The organism is Lujinxingia vulgaris, from assembly GCF_007997005.1.
Classification (GTDB): Bacteria; Myxococcota_A; Bradymonadia; order Bradymonadales; family Bradymonadaceae; genus Lujinxingia.
The window spans coordinates 44863-70953 of the sequence record NZ_VOSL01000015.1 but is presented as its reverse complement, the minus strand read 5'-3'; the positions used below and the strand labels follow the sequence as shown (position 1 = coordinate 70953).

Sequence of the window (26091 nt, the reverse complement as noted above, 5' to 3'; positions counted from 1 at the left end):
GGGCGGGTCGATGAGCAGCCGGCCCTCGGCGCCGCTGACGGGCATGGTGGCGAGCTCCTGGCCGAGCGCGGTCAGGCGGCCCTGGTCGTCGAGGGCCCGTGCGCGCCGCAGGCGCGCACGGGCTTCGTCCACCGCAAAGCCGGGCGGCATCGAGATCCAGGGGGCGTCCAGAAAGGCTGGCCCCTCCAGCCCCACCGAGGCCGCCGCCAGCAGCACATCGTCGAGCTCAATCCGCTCGATCTCCGGGGCGGCATGAGGCTCTGGCGAGTAGCGCTCGCTCCACAGCCTCACACACCGACCCTCGCGCACACGGCCCGCGCGCCCGGCGCGCTGATCCATCGACGCCTCGGCCACCGGCACGAGCGCCAGCGCCGAGCGCCCTCCCCGGTGCACCCGCATCCGCGCAAGCCCGCTGTCCAGCACCAGCGTCACCCCGGGAAGCGTCACAGACGTCTCCGCCACATTGGTCGCCAGAAACACGCGCCGCCGGGGCGCCTCGGGTTTAAACGCCCGCTGAATCTCATCGACGGGAAGGCTCCCGTGCACCTGAACAATGTCCAAATTGTGCGTGCGCGCGAGCCCGCCCAGCGCGTCTTCGGCGGCCTGAATCTCGCGTTTTCCCGGCAAAAACACGAGCACATCGCCCCCGTCGTCCTGTGCGCTGCCGAGCTCCCTGGCGAGCGCGTCGCGCACCCTGGCAGCCAGCCCATCGCCGGTGGGTGCCGGAACATCGTCGGCGTAACGAATCTCAACCGGGTACGTGCGACCGCTGGCGTGATGCACTCTCGCGTCGATGCGACCGGCGATCGCCTCGGCGTCCACCGTCGCCGACGTCAGCACCACCTGCCCCTGATAGGCGCCGGTGGACTGCGCCCGCAATAGCGCCGCGCTGAGCACGTCGACCTCCCAGCCTCGCTCATGAAACTCATCGATCAGCACCGCCCCAAAACGCTCCCGCTCTCCTCCCTCCTCGCTGAGCATCCGCAGCGCGATGCCCGTCGTCGCAAAGAGCACCCGAGTCTGCGCGCTTGAGCGATCATCAAAACGCACCCGGTACCCCACCGACGCCCCCACCTCCTCGCCACGCTGCCCGGCCAGAAACCCCGCCAGCGACCGGCAGGCCACACGCCGCGGCTCCACCACCAGCACCGGCTTACCGGTGAACTCGGCCAGCCACAGCGGCAGGCGCGTCGACTTCCCGGAGCCGGTCGGCGCGGTCAAAATATGGCGAGGGTGCGCGCGCAGCGCCTCCATAAATTGCGGGCGAATCGCATCGACGGGAAGTTCCAAAAAAAGCCTCCGTGGCAGAAGTTGCAGGCGCACTCATACCCCCAACCCGCGGCTCTTCTCAATGAGGCAGGCTCAAAGCAGCCGGGCTCAGCGGTAGCCCTCGGCCTGCAAATTGAACAGCCGCGCATACGTCCCCTGCTCGCCCATCAGCTCCTCGTGGCTACCGAGCTCGCTGATCTGCCCACCCTCCAGCACCGCGATACGATCGGCCATGCGCACCGTCGAGAAGCGGTGCGAGATCAGGATCGCCATCTGCCGATCCGTCAGCTCCTTGATGCGCTCAAAGACCTCCGACTCGGCCTGCGCGTCCATCGCCGAGGTCGGCTCATCAAAGACCAGAATGTCGGAGCGCTCACGCATAAACGCCCGCGCCAGCGCGATCTTCTGCCACTGCCCCCCGGAGAGCTCGCGACCATCTTTAAACCAACGCCCCAGCTGCGTATGAAAGCCCGCGGGCATCGACGCCACAAAGTCGTCGGCCATCCCCCGGGCCGCCGCCCGCTCCCAGCGCGCCTCGTCTTCGAGATACGCCACATCCCCCACCCCGATGTTCTCACCAACTTTGAACTGGTAGCGCACAAAGTCCTGAAAAATCACCCCGATGCGCCGGTGCAGCTCCGCCAGCTGCCAGTCCCGCAGATCGGTGCCGTCGAGCAAAATCCGCCCCCGCGAGGGCCTGTAGAGCCGCGTCAGAAGTTTGATGAGCGTGGTCTTCCCCGAGCCGTTCTCCCCCACCAGCGCGAGCTTCTGCCCCGGCGGAAGATGCAGACTCAAGCCCTTGAGCGCCGCATCCTCCTGACCGGGGTAGCTAAACCACACATCCTCAAAACGCAGCCCGTCGCCCGGCCGTGCGCCCTGGCTCACCCCCTCATCGGTCGACTCCACCGGCTCGTCGAGCAGCTCATAGAGCGTTGAGAGGTAGAGGTTATCCTCATACATCCCCCCCACCGAGTTCAGGCTGGCCGAGACCGCCGACTGCCCCTGCTTAAAGAGCAAGAGGTACATCGTCATGTCCCCGAGCGTAATGCGCCCGTACACCGTCTCGAGCACCACCCACACGTACGCCCCGTAAAAGGCCGCAGTGCTCAAGAGCCCCAGCACATAGCCCCAGAAGCCGCGTCGCAACGTCAGGCTGCGATCCTCGCCATAGACCACATCGAAGATCGCCCGATACCGATCGAGCAGCATCGGCCCCAGCCCGAAGAGCTTAACCTCCTTGGCGTAGTCTTCGCGCGCCAGCACCGTCTCCAGGTACATCTGCTGGCGCGCCTCTGGCGAGCGCCAGCGAAAGAGCCGAAACGCCTCTCCGCTAAAGCGCGTCTCGACCAGGAAGGCCGGCAAGCCCGCCGCCACCAGGATCACCACCGCCCACGGGGAGAGCTGCCACAACAGCACCGCTGCGCCCACGAGCGTGATGGCGTTCTGCACCAGCGAAAACGTCCGGTTCACCAGGCTCAGCGGCCGCGACGACGCCTCTCGCCGCGCCCGGGTGAGCTTGTCGTAGAACTCGCTGTCTTCAAACTGCGTCAGACTCAGCTGCAGCGACTTCTCCAGGATCAGCGTGTTGACCCGGTGTCCCAGCTGCGCGCGCAGAAGGCTCTGGGCCACACCCAGACCCCGCTGCGCGCCGGCCATCAGCACCACCAGCCCCGCCTCCACCGCCACATAGACCAGCGCCAGGCTGCGATCGGCCTCAAGCCCCGAGGCCGCAGCCTCCACCACCTGGTCGACGATGAGCTTCCCCACGTAGGCGATCGCCGCGGGCATCACCCCGGCCACCAGCGTCAAAAGCCCCAGTATGACGGTGAGGGTCGCGCTGGTCGTCCATACCAGCCGCAGCGCCTCACCGCTGTATCGAAAGACGCCCAGATAACGCTCCCCCGCGGAGATATCCGCCTCGGGAGCGTCGGGCTGATTATGACGACGTGACATCATTCCTCATCGTAGGGGCAAGCGTTTCACCGACGCGGCACTCTGCGTCCGGGGTGGGGCTACGTCCAGCAGCAGACTTCGGCAACCCTGTTTTACAAAAATCCACAAACGCTATTTTTGCGTCGCGTCCGTTCGCGATTCAGAACGTGCCGCAGCGCGTCAGAATTCGCAGAACCCGCGATTTCTGGCGATTTGCCGACTTTTAGCCCCCTGCCTCGCCGCGCTATCTCCTTCAAGCCGGAAGCCTATCACCTCGATGCGCCTACCTCACCCGGGTCAATTCTCCCTTGCCAGCCCCTCGGACAATCCCGGATAGTGAGAGTCGACCGAGCACTTTAAAACCTGCGCGCGGGAGCTTCCTGCAGGCTGCCCGCGCCCTGATCGTCAGTACATCCGCACGATGCGGACGCGCTGCGCAGTGGGACGAGCGTATGGCTGATCGCGACGACGCGACACGCATCTCGATTCCGGGGCCGCAGGGTGGGGACCTGCCATTTGCCACCATCGTTGAGACGATCAACGACGGCATTCTGGTCTGCCGGATGAACGGCGAGATCGTCTACGCCAACATCAGCATGGCGAGCATGCTGGGCTATGAGCAGGAGGAGATGGTCGGCAAGACCCTCTTCGACTTCATGACCGACGAATGGGCCCGGCGAGCACGCGAAAATCTTGCGCGCCGCAAAGAAGGCGTCGCCGAGATGTTCGATCACCAGTTCGCCCACCGCGACGGCAGCGGTCTGTGGACGCTGGTCTCGGCCAAGCCGATGCGCGAGGCCGACGGCACGCAGTGGGGCTCGCTGGTGGCGATCCAGGACATCTCCACCCGCAAGGAGATGGAGGAAGAGCTGCGCCAGGCCCGCGATGAACTGGAGCGCCGCGTCGCCGAGCGCACCGAGCAGCTCGTCGAGATCAACGCCCGCCTCCAGACCGAAGTCGAAGAGCGCACCGAAGCCGAGCAGCGCGCCCTGGAAGCAAGCCGCGCCAAGAGCGCCTTTCTGGCCAACATGAGCCACGAGCTGCGCACCCCGCTCAACGCCGTCATCGGCTACACCGAGCTGATTCAGGAAGATCTCAGCCACGGCATCGAAGCCCTCGACCTGGAGAGCATCGCGCGCGACCTGGGCAAGGTGCACGCCTCGGCCAACCACCTCCTCTCGTTGATCAACGACATCCTCGACCTCTCCAAGGTCGAGGCCGGCAAGATGGAACTCTTCAACGAGAGCTTCGATCTGGGGCATCTTGTCCAGGAGGTCGTCGACACCATCGATCCTCTGGCCCGCAAAAGCGGCAACCACATCGAGCTCTCCAACCACTACCACGGCGATCTGGTCGCCGACCGCACCAAGCTCAAGCAGGTGCTGCTCAACCTGATGGGCAACGCCGTCAAGTTCACCGAGAAGGGCACCGTGCGTCTGGTCACCTCACCGGCGACTCTGCACGGCAGCGCCGGGGTATGCCTGGAGGTCATCGACAGCGGCATGGGCATCTCCGCCGACAAGATCGAGCGCCTGTTTCAGCCCTTCACCCAGGCCGACGAGTCCACCACGCGCCGCCACGGCGGTACCGGCCTGGGCCTGACCATCTGCAAACGTTTTTGCGAGATGATGGGCGGCACCATCGAGGTCGAGAGCGAGCCCGGCCAGGGCACCACCTTTCGGGTAACCATCCCCTCGGCCGATCCGGCCGGCCTCAATGAGTCTTCCAGCGTGGTCTGGCGCCCCGACTTCGAGAGCGGCGCGCTCAACCCCGACGCGCCCCGCGGCCCCCGGGTGCTCATCATCGACGACGATCCCAACGTCCATGAGCTCATCCACCGCATCCTGGCCCCGCGCGGCTTCCAGCTCATCTCGGCCTACTCGGGCGATCAGGGCCTGGAGCTTGCCCGCGAGCAGCTCCCCGATGTCATCACCCTTGATGTCATGATGCCCGGTCGCGACGGCTGGAGCGTGCTCTCCACGCTCAAATCCCAGGCCGGCCTGGAGCATATCCCGGTGGTGATGGTCTCGATGATCGACGACCGCAACATCGGCTTTGCGCTTGGCGCCACCGACTACCTGGTCAAGCCCATCCAGCGCGATCGCCTGCTCAAGACCCTCTCGCGCTTCCACCCCGAGGAGGGCGCCAGCGCGCTGGTCGTCGAAGATGAGCCGGCCATCCGCGAGATGATCTCCCGCCACCTGCGCAACGCCGGCTGGCGGGTGGACTGCGCCGAGAACGGCCGCAAAGCCCTGGAAGTGCTCGATGAGGAGCGCCCCGACGTGGTCATCCTCGATCTCATGATGCCCGAAATGGACGGCTTTGAGGTCGCCGAGGTCATGCGCCAGGAGCCCCGCTGGAAAGACATCCCGATTGTGGTCGTGACGGCCATGGATCTCGACGCGGCCGAGACCGCCCGGCTGCGCCGATCGGTCTCCCGCATCTTGAGCAAGAACGTCCGCTCCATCGAAGAGGTCATGACCGAAGTCATGGACGTCATCGGCCTGAGCACCACCTCAACCAAGGTACGTATCTAACCCTCACCACCCCACACCCCAGGAGTCGCCATGAAGAAGACGCTTCAGAAAGACGGCCGCACCCTCGCCTACCACATCCACGGCGAAGGCAACGAAGACCTCGTGCTCGTGCACGGTTGGATGGTCTCCGGCGCGGTCTTCAACCGACTCCTTCCGCACCTCGATAAGCGCTTTCGCGTGATCATCCCCGATCATCGCGGCGCCGGCGGCTCGTCCCCCTGCGACACCTACCAGCTGGAGGATTACGTCGCCGACCTCGACGCCATCGTGACCGACGCCGGCGCATCCTCCTTCAACCTCCTGGGCCACTCGATGGGCGGGCAGATCGCCCAGCTCTACGCCGCGAACTACCCCGAGAAGGTTAAAAAGCTGGCGCTGGTCAACACCGTGCCCGCCAGCGGCATGCAACTTCCGCCCGAAGCCCACGAGCTCTTTATCAACGCCGGCGAAAAACGCGAGATGCTCAACGCCATCCTGGGCATGGCCACCCTCGATCTCCCCCAGGGCGCGCTCGAGGCGATGCTCGACGACGCCGAGACGATCCCCGCCGACTGCATCCGTCAAGCCTACGAGAGCTGGACCGGCGGCGGCATTGAGGAAAGCCTTGCGAAGATTCAGGCCACCACGCTGGTCGTCGGCACCGACGATCCCTTCCTGCCCCACGACTTCCTCAAGGCGGCGGTGGTCGAGCCCATCAAAAACGCCTCCTTCGCGGTCGTGCCGGGCGCCGGCCATTACCCGCAGATCGAGCGCAGCAGCGAGCTGGCCGGCGTGCTCAACGACTTCTATTGATGGTTCCATTCACACTCGCCGGGCTCCCCGGGTGAGGAGCCCTTCACGCCCACCTCTCAAGCGAGGTTCTATGGTCTGATCCGGTACGACGCTATGTGCTGACGGCAACTTTACTCGTCGTCGGTGCCCCTTAATGGTTTTGTCGATTCATGTGTTCAAAAGGAGTACGACAATGAAAAACACGATGAAGATCGCGGCGCTCTCGTTGGTGGTGGGGATGGCAGGTTTTGTGGGCTGTGGGGAGCAGCCCGCCCCGGACGACACCAGCTCGCAGATCGCGCAGTCGTTGGGGGAAGAAGCCGAGCTTCGCTACGCGCGTACCAGAGATCAGAAAGACATCGCCTACCGCGTCATCGGGGACGGCCCCCAGGATGTCGTGCTCGTGCACGGCTGGATGGTCTCCGGGGCGGTCTACGACAACCTCATCGACGAGCTGGCCGGGCCGGACTACCGGCTGATCGTGCCCGATCTGCGCGGCAGCGGCCTCTCGGAGAAGCCGCCTGCGGGCTACCCGCTCCAGAACTACATCAAAGACATTGAGGCGGTCGTCAAGGACTCGGGCGCGTCCGACTTCGTGTTGGCCGGCCACTCCATGGGCGGGGCGCTTGCCCAGCTCTACGCCACCAAATACGACCGCAAGCTCAAGGGCCTGATCCTGATGAGCCCGGTGCCCGCCTCCGGCTTCCCGCTCCCTCCGGAGAGCTACGATCTCTTTGCGGCGGCCGCCTACGACACCTCGCTCCAGGAGCTGATCATCCAGATCTCCAGCGTGGACATTCAGCCCGACGATTTTGCGGCGATGGCCGCCGACGCCTCCGGCGTGCTTCCCAAGGCCATCCGCCAGTCGCTCGACTCCTGGACCGGCGCCGACTTCGCCGACAAGCTCCATAAGATCGACACCGAGACGCTCATCCTGGTCTCCGACGATCCCTTCATGAACCCGGCGTTTTTGCAGAGTGTGGTCGGCGATCTGATCGCCAACAGCCAGGTGCAATACTTCCCGGGCAGCGGCCACTACCTCCAGGTCGAAGATCCGGCCTCCAGCGCGGCCTACCTCGATGCCTTTATCAGCGGCCTCGACTGAAAGCTTGACCTGCTGCATAATGCCGGCCTGGAGCTCAACGCTGAGCTCCGGGCCGCACTGCCCGGCCCACCGAGATTGCGTGAGGGTCGGGCGTTTTTGTATCGCAGCATTGCGAGTAGGGACCACCAGATGAGCAGTTGGAAAAAGATCGCTGGAGTCATCGGCGGGGTCGCCGTCATCGGCGCGGGAGCCGCAGTGGCACAGGGGGCCTTTGTCGCCGCGGTGCTTGTTGCGCTGGGAGGGCTTGCCGCCATCGCCTACACCCGCTCGGTGCTCAGCCCCTACGGGGAGGTCATCGACGCCGTCGAGCGACTGGCCCAGGGCGATCTCACCCAGCCTCGCCTCACGCTCAACCTCGACGGGGAGGTCGGCCGGATGGCCACCGCCGTCAACCAGCTCCTCACCCAGCTGCGCATGCTCAGCGAAGAGGCCACCGAGCTGGCCAACGGCTACATCGGCGTGCGCCAGCTGCAGAGTAAGGTCCTTGAGACCGGCCAGCTCTCGGCGGTCGATCTGCCCGCCAGCTCCAGCCAGGGCGATCTCAACCGCAGCTTCGCCCAGCTCACCAACCAGCTGCGCCGCCTCACCGTCAAAGCCTACATCATCGCCAACGACCAGCTCTTTAACCCTGCCCTCGACGAGGAGCTGCCCGGCGAGTTGGGGGATTCGTTTGGGATGATGGTGCATAACCTGCGTAATCTGGCCGGGCGCGCCCGCCAGATCGCCGGCGGCGACCTCACAAGCCAGGTCGAAGGCGACGGCGACCTGACCAACGTCTTCAACGAGATGGTCACCGGCCTGCGCGAGGTCGTCGAAGAGATCATGCGCAGCGCCCTGCACGTGGCCACCTCCACCGAAGAGATGCTCCAGGTGCTCCACCAGCACGAGCAATCTGCGCAGCACCAGGCCGCCAAGATCCGTCAGACCCAGCTCACCGTCGAGGGCCTCTTCAACTCCTCGGACGCCATCGCCGACAGCGCGCGTCAGGTCTCCCGCGCCGCCGAAGACACCTGCCAGAAGAACCGTCAGATCGGCGCCCATATCCAGGAGCTCAACCAGCACAGCGAGCGCATCTCGGAGATTCTCAAGCTCATCAAGAGCATCGCCGACCGCTCCGACCTGCTGGCGCTCAACGCCAGCCTGGAAGGCGCCCGCGCTGGCGAGGCCGGCAAGGGCTTTGCGCTGGTCGCCAATGAGATGCGTCGCCTGGCCGAGAACACCATGGAGTCGGTCGGCGCCATCAAGGGCCTGGTTGGCGACATCCAGGACAGCGCCCGCACCACCGCGGTAGCCTGCCAGGAGGGCCTCGATCGCTCGGAGGAGACCACCGAGGTTGCCACAAAAATCAAGGTGGTTACTCAGGACCAGCGCGAAAATACTGGCGAGGTCAACCGCGCCATGGAAGACCTCTCTCGCCTGGTCACCAACTCGGTGGCCGGCATCCGACAGGTCACCGTGACCGCCTCGGAGCTTGCGACCCTTTCGGAATCCCTGCGAGAAATGGTAGAGCGGTTCGACGTCGGTGACCGCCACGGCGTCGAGCGCTGGAAAGTCGAGGCGCCCGAGCCGGCGGCAAACCTGCACGCCACCCACTGAAGACACCCGATTTCGGGGAGCTCGACCTCACGCGTGTTTCATGAGATCGCATGCTCCTTATGAGTTTAAGAAAAGAAACATCGACCACGATTAACGAGAGTAGCGCAATGGCGAAGATCCTCCTCGTAGAAGACAATGAAATGAACCGCGACATGTTGGCCCGTCGCCTCCAGCGCCGCGGCTTCACCGTGGCCGTGGCCACCGATGGCCAGGAAGCCGTCAACATGAGCCGCAGCGAAGCGCCCGATCTCATCCTGATGGATCTGAGCCTCCCGGTGATGGACGGCTGGGAAGCCACCCGCCAGATCAAGGCCCACGGCCCCACCGCCAAGATCCCGCTCATCGCGCTGACCGCCCACGCCCTGGAGAGCGATCGCACCAAGGCGCTCGACATCGGCTGCGACGATTTCGAGACCAAGCCGGTCGACATCGAACGGCTGCTCGGCAAGATGAACGCCTTTCTCGAAGGCTGAGCATCATCAAAAAGGCGCCCCCTGCGGACCTTTTTTAAAGCGTCCACCGCATCTGCGGCGGGCGTTTTTTTTCGCCCGGATGTAGGTGTTTTCCCCCCCATCGATCCCGACCCTGAAAGGAGTGTGTATGCGAACTCGCCACCTTACGATCGCCCTGCTGGCCTCCACCGCCCTGCTCACCGGCGGCCTCGTCGGCTGCGCCACCCCGCAGTCGGATACGGGCACCGCTCGCTCCGAGCTTCAGGCCGTCAACCTGAGCACCGCCCCGAGCGCCGAGGGCAACCTCGTGCTGCGCCTGGAGAACAAGGCCCAGCGCCCCCTCAAGGTCAACCTCTGCCAGGCCACCCTGCACATCGAGACCGCTGGAGAGTGGCAGCCCGCCGACGCAACGATCGACTGGCTCAGCTGCGATGCGACCAGCGAAGCCATGCTGGTCAACCCCGGCGCGATGCGCGAGGCGGCGTTTAACCCGGTGGGCCTCGAGCCGGGACGCTACCGCTTCACCACGCCTATCGAGATGCCCGTGGGCCTGGACTTCAAGCAGGTGACCTCCGGCGCGTTTGATATCGTGCCGCCCCCGGCCAGCGCCGAGCCCTCGGAGCCGACCGAGCCCTCGGAGCCGACCGAGCCCGCCGAGCCCGCCGAGCCCGCCGAATCCCCGGAGGTCGATCCCCTCGACGAGGTCACCCCCGAAAGCGACGCCGCCGAAGAGGACTCGCCACACGGCTGATCCGCACCGCCCCCCAACCTGTCGGCCCCACCCACACGCCGGCCCGAGCTTTGCGCTCCGGCCGGCGTGGGTAGTTTTAGGCTATGCACCATCGTCGCCGGGGGGCGCGCGTTGAGACCTCCGGCGGACCTGCTGCCCCCTCCACGGGAGGTCGCCATGAGCAATCAAATGCGCCGGCACCTGCGCTTTCGCCTCATTCACCGCCTGCGCTGGCTGCGCCATAAACCCACCCTGGGCTACCTGGGCCCGGGCGTCTTTTTTGACCGCCACGTCGCCCTGATGCGCTACCCGGCCAACATCCACATCGGCGCGCGTACCGTCCTCAAAGAAGGCGCCCGGCTCTGCGCCTGCAACCCCCGGGCGCATATCCGCATCGGTCAGAACTGCTCGATCGGCTACCACACCTACCTCTTCGCCTCGGCCGGCATCACCATCGGCCGGGACTGCCTGATCGCGCCCTTTGTCTACATCGTCGACAGCGACCACCAGGCCCGCCGCCACGCCCCCATCCACACCCAGCCCAACGAGGCCGAGGCCATCGTCATCGAAGACGACGTCTGGATCGGCGCCGGCGCCAAAATCCTCAAAGGCGTGCGCATCGGAAAAGGCGCCATCGTGGCCGCCGGCGCCATCGTGCGACGCGACGTCGCCCCCTACGCCATCGTCGGTGGCGTGCCCGCAAAAGCCCTGGGAGAGCGCAAATGACCACCCACCCCCGCGTCGGCGCCGTCGTATTGAGCCGCTACTCCTCCAGCCGCCTCCCCGGAAAGGCCCTGATGCCCCTGGGAGGCCGCCCCTTGCTCGGCTTTGTGCTCGAACGCCTCACCCATGCCCTCCCCCTCGACGACATCGTCGTGGCCACCTCGGTGGAGTCCTCTGACGATCCCATCGCCGCCTTCTGCCGCCGCCAGAGCGTGGCCTGCTACCGCGGCGATCTGCACGATGTGGCCGGACGCTTCGCCGGCGCCGCGCGCACCGCCGGCTTTGACTTCGCCACGCGCATCAACGGCGACAACGCCTTTGTCGACATCCCCACCCTGCGCCAGATGATCGCCATCGCAAAAGACGATCACCTCGATTTTCTGAGCAACGTCGACGGCCGCACCTTCCCCGTCGGCATGAGCATCGAGATCCTCCGCACCGCCTTCTACATCCGCCACCTCAACCACCTCACCCGACCCGAACACCTGGAGCACGTCACACTCGCCCTCTACCAGCGCCCCCACCTGGGCCGACGCCTCTACCTCTACAACACCCACCACCCCGAGGCCGCTGGCCTTCACCTGGCCATCGACGAGCTCTCCGATCTGATCTTCGCCCGCACCCTGGTCGCCCGCATGCAGGCCCCCCACACCCACTACGACCTCGCCAGGCTCCTCCAACTCATCGACCCGCCACCCTACCTCTCCGACGACACCGAAGGCTCCCTGGCGAGCCCCTGACGCGTCCCCCTTGCCATCGCTTCTCGGTGCCTACCTCTTCTGCCGTCACGCTCCTTCCCTCCCCTCTCCTCGCAGTCGGCAGTAACCCCCCATGAACACACCTGAAGTTGTCGATGTCGCCGTCATCGGCGCAGGTTTTGGCGGCCTGAGCGCCGCGCTGACCCTGGCCGAACGCGGCGCCTCGCTCGCCATCTTTGAACGCCTCACCTACCCGGGCGGCTGCGCCAGCACCTTCCGCCGCCGCGGCTACCGCTTTGAGTCCGGCGCCACCCTCTTCAGCGGCTTTGGCGAAGGCCAGCTCTTCGCCCGCTGGATCGAGCGCCACGACCTGCCGGTCCGCTTTGAGAGCATGGACCCGCTCGTCACCCTGCGCGCCCCCGATTTTGAGCTCCCCATCTCCAGCGATCGCCAGGCGCTGACCGCCTCCTTCTGCGCCCTTCCCGGCGCGCCGGGCGACGCCATCGAGCGCTTTTTTGACTACCAGAGACGCGTCGCCGACGCCCTCTGGCAGCTCTTTGACGACCCCACGCTCCTTCCCCCTTTCACCCCCTCCAACCTGATGCGCCACATCGCCCGCTCCCCGGGCTACCTGGTGCTCCTCGGCGCCGTGGGGCGCTCGGTGGGCGATCTTCTCAAACGCTTTGACCTCCAGAACTTTTTGCCCCTTCGCACCTACCTCAACGCCGTCTGCCAGATCACCGTCCAGGCCAGCGCCGACGAGGCCGAAGCCCCCTTCGCCCTGGCCGCCATGGACTACTTCTTTCGCGGCACCGGCCACATCCACGGCGGCATCGGCCAGCTCGCCATGGCCCTCTCCGACGCCATTGAAAACCTCGGCGGCCAGGTCTTGATGGCCGACGCCGTGCGCCGCATCTCCCGCGACCAGGATCACTGGGTGGTCGAGAGCCGCCGCCACACCCTGCGCGCACGCTACGTCGTCGCCAACCTCCTGCCCTCCGCCCTGCTGAAGCTCCTGGAGGATCCAACACTCGCCAGGCCCTCGCTCCACCGCAAACAACGCGCCGTCGAAGGGGGCTGGGGCGCGGCCATGCTCTACCTGGGCGTCGATCGCCAGAAGATCTCGCGCCCCGAGGCCTTTCATCTCGAGCTCGTCGACGACCCCCACGCCCCGTTTCAGGAAGGCAACCACATCTTCTGCTCGGTCAGCGGCGCCGACGAGAAAGGTCGCGCCCCCGACGACCAGCGCGTCGTCACCGTCTCCACCCACGTCGACATGCAGCGCTACCTGGGCGGCAGCCCCGAGGAGCGCGCGACCTACACCCAGGCCATCCAGGACCGCATGCGCCAGACCCTCACACTGCGCGCCCCCGAGCTCGCCAGCGCCACCCTCTTCGAGATGACCGGCAGCCCCCGCACCTTCGAGCGTTTTACCGGCCGCCCCGGCGGCTTTGTGGGCGGCATCCCCCGCAAAAAGGGCCTGCACCACTACCGCGACCTCGGCCCTCAGCAGGTCGCACAAGACCTCTACCTCGTCGGCGACACCGCCTTCCCCGGCCAAAGCACCCTGGCGGTGGCCCTTGGCGGCCTGCGCACCGCAGAGCATATATTCAACGCCCTTCAATGAAGATGAACGTGCTCCATGCGCCAGACGCGCTCCGCCCTGTTGCCTTTTTTAGATAAGGAGTCCCCATGCCCGACCGCGCCGAACCCATCAACCGCACCGAAAAGTTTGAAAAACCCGCCGCCGACGAGCTCATCGCCCGCCACGCCCTTCAACCCCACCCCGAGGGCGGCTTCTACGCCGAGACCTGGCGCTCCGCCATCACACTTCCCCCCGGGGTGCTCCCCGGCAAAAGCGGCCCCCGCCAGGCCGGCACGGCCATTTATTACCTGCTGCAATCCCACCAGCACTCCAAACGCCACCGCGTCAGCTCCGACGAGCTCTGGTTCCACCTGATGGGCGACCCGCTCATCCTGCGCATCAAAGCCCCCGACGAAGGCCGCCTGCGCACGGTGACCCTGGGCCCCACCTCCGAGCTCCGCCTGCAAGCCCTCGTCCCCGCCGGTCACTGGCAGAGCGCCCACCCCCAACCCGGCCCGGCCGGCTACGCCTTCATGGCATGCGTGGTCGTCCCGGGCTTCGATTTTCAAGATTTTGAGATGGCGGAGGGTTAGGGGGCGGTGTGGGGGTGGGGGTTCGCGAGGGTGAGGGGGTTCGTGCGGGTGTTGGCGGGTTTCCGGGGTGGTTAGGTGGTTGCGTGACTCGGGAGGTCCGCGGGGGTTGGGAGGTTTGTGGTTAGGTGGTTGTGGGGCGCCGGGGTTGGCGGCGTGGGTCGATTCGTGTGTGCCGAACCCACTCAGGACGACGCTGACTGCTTCGCTGCGTCCTCGCGGTGGCGCTGCCACAGCTTCGTCCTGGCTCCTTGTCAGCCCCGCCCTGAATGCGCTCGGGTTGACGGGTTCGAGCTCGAGACTGAGATCCAGCCCGAGTTCGAGATCGAGATCGAGATCCAGCCCGAGATCGAGATCGAGATCCAGCCCGAGTTCGAGATCGAGTTCGAGCCCGAGATCGAGTTCGAGATCGAGATCGAGATCGAGTTCCAGCCCGAGATCGAGATCGAGATCGAGATCGAGTTCCAGCCCGAGATCGAGATCCAGCCCGAGATCGAGATCCAGCCCGAGTTCGAGTTCCAGCCCGAGATCGAGATCGAGATCCAGCCCGAGTTCGAGTTCCAGCCCGAGATCGAGCTCCAGCCCGAGCATCTGCCCCCCCATCATGGGCATCTCCCAAAATCCACCTACCTTTACTTCTAACGCCCCCAACCCGACCGCATCCAGGGCGGCGATTGGCAAGGAACCAGGAGGAGCGTGTAGCAGCGCTACCGCGACGACGCAGCGACACAGCCAGCGTCGTCCTGGGGCGGTCGGCGCCCCACACGAACCTCCCAACCCCGCAAACCTCCCGAGCCGCCCATGCCCGAATGGCTCCTCGTCCTGGCACTCGCCACCCTCACCGCGCTGGCCACCGGCCTCGGACCCCTGCCCCTGATCTGGGTCAAAAAAGACAACAAAACCCTGCTCGCCCACGGCACCGCCATCGCCGCCGGCCTGATGCTCTCGGCGAGTTTTAACCTGTTGACGGAAGGCGCCTCAACGGGGCTCTGGCGCACGGTGGGCGGGTTGCTCCTCGGCCTGGCCTTCATCTACCTGAGCGACCGCTGGCTCGAAGGCCGCGACATCGAGTTCGCCGACCTCAAGGGCGCTGGCGCCACCCAGGCCCTGGTCTTTTTAGGCGTGATGACCCTGCACTCCTTCGCCGAGGGCATCAGCGTCGGTGTCGCCTTTGGCGGCGGCCAGGCCTTCGGCCTCTTCATCGCTCTGGCCATCGCCGTCCACAACATCCCCGAGGGCCTGGCCATCGGCGTGGGCATGGTCCCCCGCGGCATGCCCTGGTGGAAGGCCTCCCTCTGGAGCATCTTCTCCAGCCTCCCCCAACCCCTGCTCGCCGTCCCCGCCTTTCTCTTCGTCGAGACCTTTCAACCCGCCCTCCCCGTGGGCCTTGGCGTCGCCGCCGGCGCCATGATCTGGATGGTCACCGCCGAGCTCATCCCCAACGCCCTCAAAGATGGCGAACGCATGTCCATCGCCGCCACCCTGACCGTCTCGGTGGCGGCGATGACGGCGTTTCAGGGGATTTTGGGTGGGGTGTGAACAGGATCGTGAGATATCTTGCCCCTCCGAACCCGACCGCATCCAGGGCGGCGATTGGCAAGGAGCCAGGAGGAGCGAGTAGCAGCGCTATTGCGACGCCGCCAGCGTCGTCCTGGGGCCGCTCAGCACCGCCGCCCACACGCCCGCTCCACCCCCAGCGCACAGGCCTGCTCAAAACTTTGCTGCGCCTCATTTACCGCGCCACGCCCGCAGAGGATAGTTTTTAGATTTGCGTGATTAAATCCCGACTCCGGCGCCAGCTCGATCGCGCGCATCGCAAAATGCTCCGCCTCCGCGTCACAGCGCTCCTCTCCAACCTAGTCTCCAACGCTAAACACTAATGGCCTATGTGGTCGGGCCCAAATTTGACCCTAAGAAATTTGAGCTCGCAGAGAAAATAGAAATCTTCATATGCTTGAAAAGCCAGTCAAACCCTTTAACATTAGCGTCTCATATCCCCCAACAACTCTCAAAAACAACCCAACGAAGCCTATGAGCACAAATTTCCCACACAACGACAACGACTTCCACGCCTTAATGCTAGAGGTTGATCGTGAGATCGCCAATGAAGGTTATTCAATTTCTCGCCGCCCATTGATAGCCCTCTCTAAAATCGCCAAACGCTTTCAAATCCCTTTGGAAATAACCCCAAAAAAATCTCCACAGCAAAACCCATCAATTTCTGACAAAGTCCTCACCTGGTACGATACACAATTTGGAAACCGACTAAAAATGAACATGTCGATTGGGAGAATGGTTTTCAGCATTCAAAACGATCTTTGGATTGCAAGATTTCCGACAATCTTCGGCTCAGCAGATATCCTCAACGAAGAATTTATGCGCAAATCATTCAAAGACCTCTCCGCAGAACGGTGGAAGACATTCACTAAAAATGACGTACATACAATAAGACAACTATATTCACTGGGATACAGCACGTTTTCACTACTAACACAACACATCAACCAACCCTTAATCAAATCAGCGCTCGTAGACTCAGAAGCTGCCGTTGAACAACTCGCATCTGACCGATATGACTACGGCTTGTCAAAGTGGTCTTCATTACAGTTTTCCGAAAAAATCATGAAGGCATCTATACTACACAATGGCGGGAAAATAAGACGAAGCCACGACCTTTCAAAACTAGCAAAAGACGCTAACAACGTCGGACTTCAAGGAAGCTGGGACGGCATAATTCATCACATTCAGTGCTCGCCAGGCATCCGTTACAACGACGAAACCTGTACTAAAGAAGAAGCTCTCATCGCACATCACAACAGTATTCACCTCGTAGCTCAACTCCATCAGTCCGGCGCAAAATTTAAACCAAATAGAACGACAATATAAAACCTCAAAGATTATATAAAACCGCCACCCTAAAAACATGCCACATCAACAATTAGCGCATCACTAACAACATATCCTAGCTAGAGCCCCCAAATGACCCAAACCCAACCCCTCTTCCTCTACCAACTCCCCCCCGCGCTCGGCCTCCCCTTCAGCGAGAGCCCTCCCTGCGCCAAGGTCGAGATCTACCTGCGCCTGACACACACTCCCTATGAGGCGCGCATCGGCGACACCCGCACTTCCCCCAACGCCATGGCGCCCTTTGTGCGCTGGCCCGACGGCCGCCTGCAGGCCGAGTCCTCGGAGATCATCGCGCACCTGGAAGCCAACTCCGGCCTGCTCAGCCCCACCCGCAGCCCGCTCGACCAGGACCTCGACCCCGAGCGCCTGAGCCGCGCCCGCGCGCTCGCTACGCTTATCGAAGAGGTCGCCTACGACGCCTGCCTCCACGACCGCTTCGTCTCCCCGGAGGGCTGGCGCCTCCAGCGCCCGATCACCCGCGAGCTCGTCGCCCACTTCATCCCTGCCCCCCTGGCCGCCCCCGCCGCCGAGGTTATCCGCCTCCAGCAAATCCGCCGCGCCGCCCGCGGCCCCATGCGCCACCCCTCGAGCGGCTACCGCCTGGCATGCGACGCCATCGACCAGGTCGAAGCCCTGCTCGGCAACGACGCCTACCTCACTGGCGAGCGCCCCTCCACCGCCGACTGCTCCATCTGGGCCCACCTCATCCACACCGCCGCCACCCCCAACGACTCCCCCACTCGTCGCACCCTGCGCCGCTCCCGGCCGCTCCTCGACTGGCTTCTACGCCTCGCCAGCGACGCCGGCTGGACCGTGGATCCGGGGATCTTAAATGGCGAGCGTTGAGTGTAGGGGCGGGGGTTCGCGATGTCGGGCGATGTGTGTGGGGCGTCGGGGTTTGCGTGTTGTGGTTAGGTGGTTGCGGGACGTAGGAGGTCCGCGAGGGTTGGGAGGTTTGTGGTTAGGTGGTTGCGGAACCCCGAGGTTCGCGGTGTGGATCGATTCGAGAGGGCGTTCGGGGTCCGCAGTCCGAGATCCAGCCCGAGATCGAGATCGAGATCGAGATCGAGATCGAGATCGAGATCCAGCCCGAGATCGAGATCGAGATCCAGCCCGAGATCGAGATCCAGATCGAGATCCAGCCCGAGATCGAGTTCGAGATCCAGCCCGAGATCGAGTTCGAGATCCAGCCCGAGATCGAGATCGAGATCGAGATCGAGATCAAGATCCAGCCCGAGATCGAGCCCCCACCAGCCCTCCCCACCCACACGCTTCACCCCACCCGAGCTCCGACAGCAGTCTCCACAGCACCACCAGCCCTCCCCACCCACACGCTTCACCCCACCCGAGCTCCGCTTGCCCTCCAACACCTCACCGCCCTCGCCACTCCCCCCTGTTCGACTCCCCCTCCTTCCAGGCGGCTCCCTGTTTTTTGGGGTGCCCATCACCCGAAATAGGTAGAGTCGGCCCGGCCCGCCCCGGTGTTCCACACCCCCTCCTTGCGGGCATCGCCCTGTTTCGGAGCCGGAATATGGCTCCGCGACACGAGGGCCTCCTGTTTGGGAGCCTGCTCCTCACCCGTTCGGGCTATCCAAGCGCCCGACGCCCGTCGCCCGCGCACAAAAAAAGCCCCCCGCATCTGGCGAGGGGCCTATCAATCGTGCAAGCGCTCATGCGTTTCGTCACTTACGCATGCACGCCCTTATGCCAGAACGGGCTCCGGCGAATCGCTCTCCTCCTCGACGACAGCCCCCTCACCAGCGCGCTCCTCACCCGTATCCGGATCGACGTCACCGACGGAGCGACGGCGGCGCTGCGCCTCGTACACCCGCGTCTGCTGCTCGCGAAGGGGCGCCAGAATGTACTCCCGCGCCTCGATCGCCTCGCCATCCTCCAGGTCTGGAAAGTCCGCCAGGATCATGATCAACACCATGCACGTGGCCTCATGAAGCTCCTCACGTTGCGCCTGGACCTGATCCCAGCTCATGACCTCGTGCTTCTCCCGGCGAAGCTCTGTACGGAAGTCCGCCACCCGCCGAACAAACGCCTCCACCTCCGTCTCCAGACCCAGCCGGCGCACGTCCTCGATAAGCTCTCCTTTAAGCTCGACGCCCATCGCCTCCATCACCCCGAGTTGATCCTCGTGGTTCAGGCGGATCACATCCACCACCCCCTGCCTGAAAATCTTCTGCTCGATCCGCGCCGCAGCCTCAGCCACCTCCACCTGCGCGCTCCGGGTGCGAATCCGCACAAAATCCCGCATATCCACGATCATCTGATCGAGCTCCCGATCGATCACCACCGCCTCACCACGCGCCTTCGAGACGCCTTCTTTGTGCTGGTTGTACGCCAGCTCCACGGCCAGCGCCCCGCGCCCCAGCTTGAGCGCGCGCTCGATCTGGGCCCCAAGCGCGTCCTTCTGCCCCTGGCTCAGGCCCTGGCAGCCCGCCACCCGCTCGGCCACCTGCTCCAGACCGAAGACATGGCGACCGGCACCCATCCGACGAAAACTCACATCACTCGACACGATTCCCTTCATCACAAACCTCGCTCTCAAAAGAGTTTGCGCCGCCCCGACTCCCCGGTCAGACCGAACCCCTCGGCCCCCGCAGAACGACCCACGAACTGCCATTCACCGCCGGCGCCCCTGCGCTCGACGGCAAACACCATCGCTGGCGAGATCCCCCTACGACATATCCGACGGATCTGCGTGTGTTGGTGAGGCTTGAGAGTAGAGTTGGCGTGTGGGAGCGGTCAAGTGGGGGGGCTGTGAGGCGCCGGGGTTTGCGGTGTCGGTCAGTACGTGCGCAAGGCCGGTGGTTCGCGTTTTGGGGTCAGGTGGTTGCGGGACCCGGGAGGTCCGCGGAGGTTGGGAGGTTTGTGGTCAGGTGGTTGTGGGGCGCCGGGGTTTTGCGATGTGGGTCGATTCGTGTGTGCCGAGCTCACTCATGACGACGCTGACTGCGTCGCTGCGTCCTCGCGGTGGCGCTGCCACAGCTTCGTCCTGGCTCCTTGTCAGCCCCGCCCTGAATGCGCTCGGGTCAGCGGGTTCGAGATCGAGATCCAGCCCGAGTTCGAGATCGAGATCGAGGACGAGGACCAGCACGAGGACGAGGACCAGTACGAGGACCAGCACGAGATCGAGATCCAGCCCGTGATCGCGGTCGAGCTCGAGTTCGAGAGCGTGACTAACCACAACACGCGCCCCACCAGCCGCCCACACGAGCACCTGAAACCCCCTGAAACCTCTCTCCCCCCGCGACATCCCCACTCCTTTACGCTATCCCTTCCCCATATCTGTTCTCTCTCCTCCCCCCTGTCAACGAGGCCCCCATGCTCTCCTCTCGCCACCTCCCCCTCACCGCCCTCGCCATCCTGCTCGCCATCCTCACCCCGGCCTGCTCCTCCGACGCCGATCCCACCTCCCCGGATGCGGACACCTCCCCCGACACCGACACCACACCCGACGCCGACACCGACACCACACCCGACGCCGACACCGACGCTACACCCGACACCAACCCCACACCCGACACCGACACCACACCCGACACCGACACCTGCACCCCGGACTGCTCCGGCCGCACCTGCGGGCTGGACCCGGTCTGCCAGACCTCCTGCGGAACCTGCTCCGGCGACGAGGTCTGCACCGAGCAGGGCCTGTGCGAAGCCCCCGAATCCACGGTGGTCTGGCGCGTGGACGATGAGGTCGTTTACACCTCCCATAGCGTGGAGGTGGGCCCGGGCGGCGGCGCCTACTCGGCGCAGCTCTACCTGCCGGATCAGGGGCGAAACGTGCAGATCAGCATCGCCTCGCCAGCCTCGCTGAGCTGCGCCGATGAGAACTGGAACAACGTGGGGCTGCTCTCGCTCTCCACCTTCGACAACGGCTGGAGCGGCCTGGACGCGCTGCCCGAAGCCTGGCGCGGGCTGAACTTCAACAACAGCCACTGCGTCAGCGAGCCCTTCAGCGGCGACGACCTCACCCGCTGGACGCTGGAGATCACCACCGCCGACGCCACTCGCCTTGCCGGCAGTTTTGCCATGACGGTCGAGGGCACCGGCCCCCGCCAGGGCTCCACGCTCACCATCGAGGGCAGCTTCGACGTCGAGCGCTGAACGACCCTCAACCCCGCAAACCCGCCACCGCCCACACGAATCGACCAACCCCGCAAACCCCGGCGCCCCACAACCACCCAACCACCCAATCACCCAACCTCAAAGCACACTCGCCACATCATCTCTCCCCAGAGTACGGAGCCCCCATGTCCGATCGCGCCGACGTCCCCCCCTCAGGTTGGAAAACTCAGGCTCAGCAGCTCGGACATGCCCTGCTGGCGTGCGCAGCTCTCCTGGCCTTTATCATCGTGACGTCACTCGCGGAGGAGGTGGATCCGTTGCTGATGGCGTTCATGCTCCTGACGGCGCTGCTCTTTCTCGTTCGCCGCGCCCGACGCCGTGACCCCGATGCCCGGCCCACCACCGCCTGGGGGCGCATGTTCGCCGAGTTGTTTCGGGTCTGGATGGCCAGCCATCTGGTGCTTGGGTCGATCGCCCTGGCCGCCGGCGGAGTGTGGATGCTCGCAAAAGAGTTTTTAGGGGGTTACTTCACGCCCAATCAGCTCCTGATGCTCGCCAGCCTGCCGGCAGCCTGGCTCTACGTCGTCAGTCTCTTCCTGGCCAACGCGAACACGATCCAGGGCGAACCCACCTCGATCGCAATCGCCATCAAGCGCACCTTTCCCCGGACTCTGCCGATGGTGCTTGCGGCGCTCCTGTTCTGCTTTGTGAGCTCCGGACTTGAGGTCGTGTTGCAGACAACCACGTCCTCGGCGGCGCTGATCTGGGAGGGACGCGCCGTCACGGCGCTCATCACCATCCTGCTCTTCCCCTTCGTGCCACTTATGCTCTTTGAGGGACGCTCCCTGCTCAGCGCACCGGTGACGGCACTGCGCATGACCCGGACACAGTGGGGCCGGCTTGTCTGGATCTACCTCATCATGCAACTCAGCGGGCTGCTCGCGATGCAGATCCAGATTGCGATCACCTACGGGTTGGCCGACCTCTCCAACCTCTTCGTGGAGGTGATCGCCAATGACGTCATCCACCGACTGGCCCAGGTGACTCTGACGGGCCCCATCTTGGGCGCGTACCTTCTGATGCTCTTCTACTCGACCCCTATGATGGTGATCGTGCCCCTGGCGGCCTACCGCTTCCTCGCCGGGGAGCGCACCGGCTCAAACTCGCCACCGGCTTGACATTCCCCCCGCTCGTGCGCCCCTCTGGGGCCCGCTCGCCAGGCCTGGCGCCCCCCCCTATTGAAAAATCCAAATCGTGCGCCGGGTCTCAGATGTGAATGTTGTGCTGGAGTAACGTAATGAGTCCCCGCTGGTTTTGTGTTGCAACGCTTCTCCTTCTCACCCTTCTCCCCGCCACCGGCAGCGCCTACACGCTGCTCGACGACGACCACCGAAAACTCAGCCTGGGCGGGCTCACCCGCGTGGGCTGGGTCTTTGAAGGCGGCAGCCACACGCCCAACCAGGAGGCGTTCATTCAGCTCGCGCGCCTCTCGGGCTCCATGCAGACCCAATGGGGTAAGGCGTACATCGGCGGTGAAGCGGCCTCGGGGAGTTTTGACCTTCTGGACGCCTTTGTAGAGGTCTACCCCACCGAGGGCCTCGTCCTGCGCGCGGGCATCTTTGTGCGCCCCACCCCGGCCGACGACATCATGCCCGCGCCGCGCATGCCCTTTGTGCGCCGCTCCATGCTGCGCACGTTTACTGACGTGCGCCTGCCCGGCGCCGAGGTGGTCGGCACGCTGCCGGTGGGCACAGCGGAGCTCGACTTAAGCCTGGGCTGGTTTATGCCCGACCCCACTGAACGCGCGCTCCTGCCCGGGGGCGACGGCAACTACCTGAGCGCCCGCGCGCTCCTGGGCTTTGAAAACGGCCTGGGCCTGCACCTAGCCTACTTTGGCCTGATGGGGGCCGACAACGCCCCGGTCCCCTCCCCCGACGACCCCACCGGCGAAACGCTCGTGCAGCCCGTGCCCGATCCCCACGTCGTCGATGTGGCCCTGATGTACTGGACCGACGCCTGGAACCTCCAGGCCGAGCTGATGCTCGCCCCCAACACGCAAGACGCCTCTGAGGAGCTGAACTGGGGCGCGTATGTGCATGGCCAGTACCGACTGCCCCTTATCAACACCCTGGAGATCGGCCCGGGCGCACGCTACGGCCTGCTCCACGATCGCGGCGTCTTGACGCAGCGGGTTACCCTGGGCGCGACCCTATTCATCGACGGCCACGCGCTCAAGTTCATGCCCAACTACGATCTGGCGATCCGCGAGGAGGGCGTCGATCATACCGGATGGCTGACGTTGCACGCGGGGTTTTAAAACAGCCAACGAACCGACGTGATGATTCTGACGATTCAAACCGCCAGCCCCACCAGGGGCTGGCGGTCTTTTTGCCGGGGCAGTAGCCACATCCATTCCCGTGTCCCCCCCTCATGATGAATCGCATCTCCTCCATCATCTGCCTCGCGATCAAGGCCCCCGCTCTAACCCCGGCAGATATAACGCCGTGAGGCCCTGCTGACGCCTCAAAATACAAAACCGAGAGTGAGCCGGGCGAGGCGCAGCAAAGCGCAGGCGATGCTTCAGCATCGTCGGGATTTACAACGCAGCTCAGGGGGCTCTCAATTCGGCAACTATGGCGTCAACGTGGGCTTAGGGCGTAGTGCGTATCTCGGCCGGGGCCTCCCCCCGCAACACGCTCACACGACGACGTCATCCCGTTTCACCCTGGCGCTCTCCGAGCCTGGCCTGGCGGATCGCCGGTTTGACATTCGATCTGGATTTTCTCTACGGTGCTCGTACTCCTACGGTCAGGGGGCATCCTTTTAAGAACGGGCGCTGCATGCGCGACGAGCAGTTTTTATATCATAAGGGAATTTATCGTTATGAATATCACCACACAACATCATGATACTTCACCTGCCCCCCGTACGCGCTACCAACGACTGATATACGCGTTGCTGATGGGGCTACTGCCCCTTGGCATCGCGGCATGCGGGGGAGACGACATTCCCCAGGATCGGGACACCGCTCCCCCCGAAGAAGATGCCACTGAAGCAGACGCCGGTGAAGAAGACGCCCCTGAGACCGGCGTGCTCTCGACCGGAGAGTTTGAACTTCCCGGCACCGTGACTCGCCTCGATGTGCGGGGACAGGGCGGTGAGCCCCAGGAGAGCTACGGCCTTGGCCACCCGATCGAGATGGAGGTCGATGTCGACCCGGCCCCTGGATGGGAAGAGAGGCTCGATGGATTCATCAACGTCCACGTCGGCCTGGTCGCGGAGATCGACTCCGAAGATCAGCGCGACGAGGCCGAGACCTGCTACCTGGGCGCGCTGCATCGCCCGGGTAAGGATCTGACCGTCTTGGAGGACGGAACCTACCGGTATACGCGCAAGTACTACATCCCCGACTCCTGTCTGGATGAGAACCAGGATCGCGGCACCTTCAACGTCTGGGTAGCGCTCAACCCGGCGCGCTTCTTGCCCGAGGAAGAGGGCCTCGTGGCGATCCCGCGGGAAAAGTACAACACTCAGTTTTTCAACCCTCTATTTGATGACACCACCGGCTTGAACCGAAACGTTGAATGTATCAACGCCAGCGGCGAAACCGGTTGCGTCCACAGTATTGTTCTCGAGCGCGCCCCGGGCGTGAACATTATTACAGCCGACACCGAGTTAAAATCTGACGTTTTCATCTTTGACCCCGTCGTCTGCGATATCCCCACCAGATACAGCGAACCGCAGGCGCAGGTACAGACCACGCTGGAGCTTGGCGCTCATAATGAAATTGTCGACACCTCCAGTCATGAGTTCGACATCTTTGAACACCTCAACATTGACCTGCCAACACTCTACTTTGACATCTGCCCTCAGGGCGATGATGGGGAGTGCAAAGAAGGCACCTCCTACATGCGCATGAAGGTCGGCTCGACCAATGAGTCTGGCGAGAATGTGCTGGTCAACGAGGTGCAGGTCAGCGACCTCCGCGCCGGCGTGCCGCATATTCAGAGCGCCAACCTCTACTTCGAGTTTGGCGGCGAGGCTTGCATGACGCTTGCCGGCTGGAATCAGGCCGGGGAGCCCGACTGGTCGGAGGAGCGCGATTTCTACCTGCGCGTCTGCAACGACACCGCCTTTGAAGAGAGCGCCCCCGGTGCAGATCCCGACGCCGACAATTGCGTGCTGCGCGAGCTGCGCATGGTCCACATCGACGATCTACCCGACGGGGGGGAGATCGCCTCGGAGCGCACCTTTACCGGGGGCTCAAGTTTTGAGCTGGGCAACAGCATCCTCGCCGCGAAGGCCGAATTCGGCTCCGAGAACCATCTCGATATGCAGGGGGCGAGCAGCGATGCGTACATGAACGCCCGGGTCGACGGGTGGGTCGGCTTCGATATCTTCGATGTGCGCGTGGCGACCCGCTCCTCGATCGAGGGCGGCGACTCCGGCGCGTCGGGACACCTCGATGTGCTGGGATTCCGTCAGTGGTCGGCCTCCGAGTCGGGAGAGAACGTCACCCTCAGCGACACCACCGAGTTCTCAGAGCGCCAGTGCTTCTCCTACTTCTATGGCATCGCCGGCGTGGGCCTGAACGCCTCATTATGCGGCGAGGGCTCGGTGGGACTTGAGGTGCAGGCGGCCAACTTTAGGCAAGAGGGCGCGGGCCCGGAGCCCTTTGACCTGACGAGCCGTCACGGCGGCGTCGACCAGGAGATTCGCCCCTACAGCGCATTTTCCATGATCGCCACAGCCTCGGTCGACATCGCGCTGGCCCGCGGTGGCATCGAAGGCACCGTCAACCTGGTCACCGCAGAGCTTCCCCTTGCATCGGCGCTGAACTGGGGCCTCGACGCCCCTCTGGTGATCACGACCTGGGATGTGACATCGGACCTTGTGCTGACCTTCTTCAGCGGTCATATCGACGTCTTTGTCGACCTGGCCCGGCCCGGCTGGTGTGGATGGTACCCCTGCCGCAAGTGGGCCAGCGTGGTCGATGAGCGCCTGGTCTCCTTTGCCGGCATCAGCTCGACCTACGCGCTGCTGGAGCAACGCGACACAAGCGGCGTCACCCTGCTCGACGAATAGAGCGCCTCCCCCCCGCCCGCAATCTCCTTGC

General features: G+C 64.4%; 24 protein-coding genes. 18 read left to right on the top strand and 6 right to left on the bottom strand.

The features are described from left to right. Both FRC96_RS03720 and FRC96_RS03715 read right to left on the bottom strand, forming a co-directional pair. The coding region (locus tag FRC96_RS03720; RefSeq protein ID WP_230469841.1) for a helicase-related protein at positions 1-1290 on the bottom strand (1290 nt) is incomplete at its 3' end. An 87-nt stretch (positions 1291-1377) separates the two neighbouring features. Then, entirely contained in the window at positions 1378-3222 is a 1845-nt protein-coding gene (locus FRC96_RS03715) for an ABC transporter ATP-binding protein (RefSeq protein ID WP_146972820.1), read from the bottom strand. Between the two features lie 431 nt (positions 3223-3653). Between FRC96_RS03715 and FRC96_RS03710 the strand changes: the two genes are divergently transcribed. The 12 genes from FRC96_RS03710 (at position 3654) to FRC96_RS03655 (ending at position 15527) form a co-directional block, all read left to right on the top strand. Then, positions 3654-5738, top strand: a complete 2085-nt coding sequence (locus FRC96_RS03710; protein ID WP_146972817.1) for a response regulator — start codon at positions 3654-3656, stop codon at positions 5736-5738. A gap of 30 nt (positions 5739-5768) precedes the next feature. Then, positions 5769-6530: an alpha/beta fold hydrolase gene (locus FRC96_RS03705; RefSeq protein ID WP_146972815.1), complete on the top strand. Its 762-nt coding sequence runs from the start codon at positions 5769-5771 to the stop codon at positions 6528-6530. A 172-nt stretch (positions 6531-6702) separates the two neighbouring features. Continuing rightward, positions 6703-7614: an alpha/beta fold hydrolase gene (locus FRC96_RS03700; RefSeq protein ID WP_230469840.1), complete on the top strand. Its 912-nt coding sequence runs from the start codon at positions 6703-6705 to the stop codon at positions 7612-7614. Between the two features lie 129 nt (positions 7615-7743). Continuing rightward, entirely contained in the window at positions 7744-9210 is a 1467-nt protein-coding gene (locus tag FRC96_RS03695; protein WP_146972810.1) for a methyl-accepting chemotaxis protein, read from the top strand. 107 nt (positions 9211-9317) lie between these two features. Further along, positions 9318-9683 carry a response regulator gene (locus tag FRC96_RS03690; RefSeq protein ID WP_146972808.1) on the top strand — a complete coding sequence of 122 codons (366 nt, stop codon included), beginning with the start codon at positions 9318-9320 and terminating at the stop codon, positions 9681-9683. 127 nt (positions 9684-9810) lie between these two features. Next, entirely contained in the window at positions 9811-10413 is a 603-nt protein-coding gene (locus FRC96_RS03685; protein WP_146972806.1) for a hypothetical protein, read from the top strand. A gap of 156 nt (positions 10414-10569) precedes the next feature. Then, positions 10570-11118 (top strand): acyltransferase, encoded by a 549-nt coding sequence (locus tag FRC96_RS03680; protein WP_146972804.1) that lies wholly within the window; start codon positions 10570-10572, stop codon positions 11116-11118. Next, positions 11115-11855 carry a cytidylyltransferase domain-containing protein gene (locus FRC96_RS03675; RefSeq protein ID WP_146972802.1) on the top strand — a complete coding sequence of 247 codons (741 nt, stop codon included), beginning with the start codon at positions 11115-11117 and terminating at the stop codon, positions 11853-11855. Before FRC96_RS03680 ends, FRC96_RS03675 begins: the two co-directional genes overlap by 4 nt. A 91-nt stretch (positions 11856-11946) precedes the next feature. Then, positions 11947-13440 carry a phytoene desaturase family protein gene (locus FRC96_RS03670; protein WP_146972800.1) on the top strand — a complete coding sequence of 498 codons (1494 nt, stop codon included), beginning with the start codon at positions 11947-11949 and terminating at the stop codon, positions 13438-13440. 65 nt (positions 13441-13505) lie between these two features. Continuing rightward, positions 13506-13991, top strand: a complete 486-nt coding sequence (locus FRC96_RS03665) for a cupin domain-containing protein (protein ID WP_146972798.1) — start codon at positions 13506-13508, stop codon at positions 13989-13991. A gap of 153 nt (positions 13992-14144) precedes the next feature. Further along, the gene (locus tag FRC96_RS21760) at positions 14145-14630 is read left to right on the top strand and encodes a hypothetical protein (protein ID WP_230469839.1); all 486 of its coding nucleotides are present in this window, start codon (positions 14145-14147) and stop codon (positions 14628-14630) included. A 159-nt stretch (positions 14631-14789) separates the two neighbouring features. Further along, the gene (locus FRC96_RS03655) at positions 14790-15527 is read left to right on the top strand and encodes a ZIP family metal transporter (RefSeq protein WP_146972796.1); all 738 of its coding nucleotides are present in this window, start codon (positions 14790-14792) and stop codon (positions 15525-15527) included. A 122-nt stretch (positions 15528-15649) separates the two neighbouring features. Here FRC96_RS03655 and FRC96_RS21755 read toward each other — a convergent pair whose 3' ends face one another. Next, a complete protein-coding gene (locus FRC96_RS21755; RefSeq protein WP_230469838.1) occupies positions 15650-15802 on the bottom strand; it encodes a hypothetical protein in 153 nt (50 codons plus the stop codon). Between the two features lie 217 nt (positions 15803-16019). On the opposite strand from FRC96_RS21755, the gene FRC96_RS03650 reads away from it, so the two are divergent. After that, on the top strand, positions 16020-16874 hold the full coding sequence (locus tag FRC96_RS03650) for a HEPN domain-containing protein (RefSeq protein WP_230469837.1): 855 nt from the start codon (positions 16020-16022) through the stop codon (positions 16872-16874). Between the two features lie 93 nt (positions 16875-16967). Then, positions 16968-17741, top strand: coding sequence for a glutathione S-transferase family protein (locus FRC96_RS03645; protein WP_146972792.1), 774 nt, complete (start codon positions 16968-16970; stop codon positions 17739-17741). Between the two features lie 65 nt (positions 17742-17806). Here the strand turns inward: FRC96_RS03645 and FRC96_RS21750 are convergent, their stop codons facing one another. The 3 genes from FRC96_RS21750 to FRC96_RS21745 all read right to left on the bottom strand — a co-directional run bounded on the left by FRC96_RS21750 (position 17807) and on the right by FRC96_RS21745 (position 20160). After that, positions 17807-18172, bottom strand: coding sequence for a hypothetical protein (locus FRC96_RS21750; RefSeq protein ID WP_230469836.1), 366 nt, complete (start codon positions 18170-18172; stop codon positions 17807-17809). Positions 18173-18597: 425 nt separating this feature from the next. Then, the gene (locus FRC96_RS03635; protein WP_146972790.1) at positions 18598-19434 is read right to left on the bottom strand and encodes a hypothetical protein; all 837 of its coding nucleotides are present in this window, start codon (positions 19432-19434) and stop codon (positions 18598-18600) included. A 345-nt stretch (positions 19435-19779) separates the two neighbouring features. After that, the gene (locus tag FRC96_RS21745) at positions 19780-20160 is read right to left on the bottom strand and encodes a hypothetical protein (protein WP_230469835.1); all 381 of its coding nucleotides are present in this window, start codon (positions 20158-20160) and stop codon (positions 19780-19782) included. A 68-nt stretch (positions 20161-20228) separates the two neighbouring features. Between FRC96_RS21745 and FRC96_RS21740 the strand changes: the two genes are divergently transcribed. From FRC96_RS21740 to FRC96_RS03610, 4 genes are all read left to right on the top strand, one after another. Continuing rightward, positions 20229-21014: a hypothetical protein gene (locus FRC96_RS21740; protein ID WP_230469834.1), complete on the top strand. Its 786-nt coding sequence runs from the start codon at positions 20229-20231 to the stop codon at positions 21012-21014. Positions 21015-21160: 146 nt separating this feature from the next. After that, the gene (locus FRC96_RS03620; protein ID WP_146972788.1) at positions 21161-22153 is read left to right on the top strand and encodes a hypothetical protein; all 993 of its coding nucleotides are present in this window, start codon (positions 21161-21163) and stop codon (positions 22151-22153) included. A 119-nt stretch (positions 22154-22272) separates the two neighbouring features. Further along, on the top strand, positions 22273-23292 hold the full coding sequence (locus tag FRC96_RS03615; protein WP_146972785.1) for a hypothetical protein: 1020 nt from the start codon (positions 22273-22275) through the stop codon (positions 23290-23292). 644 nt (positions 23293-23936) lie between these two features. Next, on the top strand, positions 23937-26060 hold the full coding sequence (locus FRC96_RS03610) for a hypothetical protein (protein WP_230469833.1): 2124 nt from the start codon (positions 23937-23939) through the stop codon (positions 26058-26060). Positions 26061-26091 lie beyond the last annotated feature (31 nt).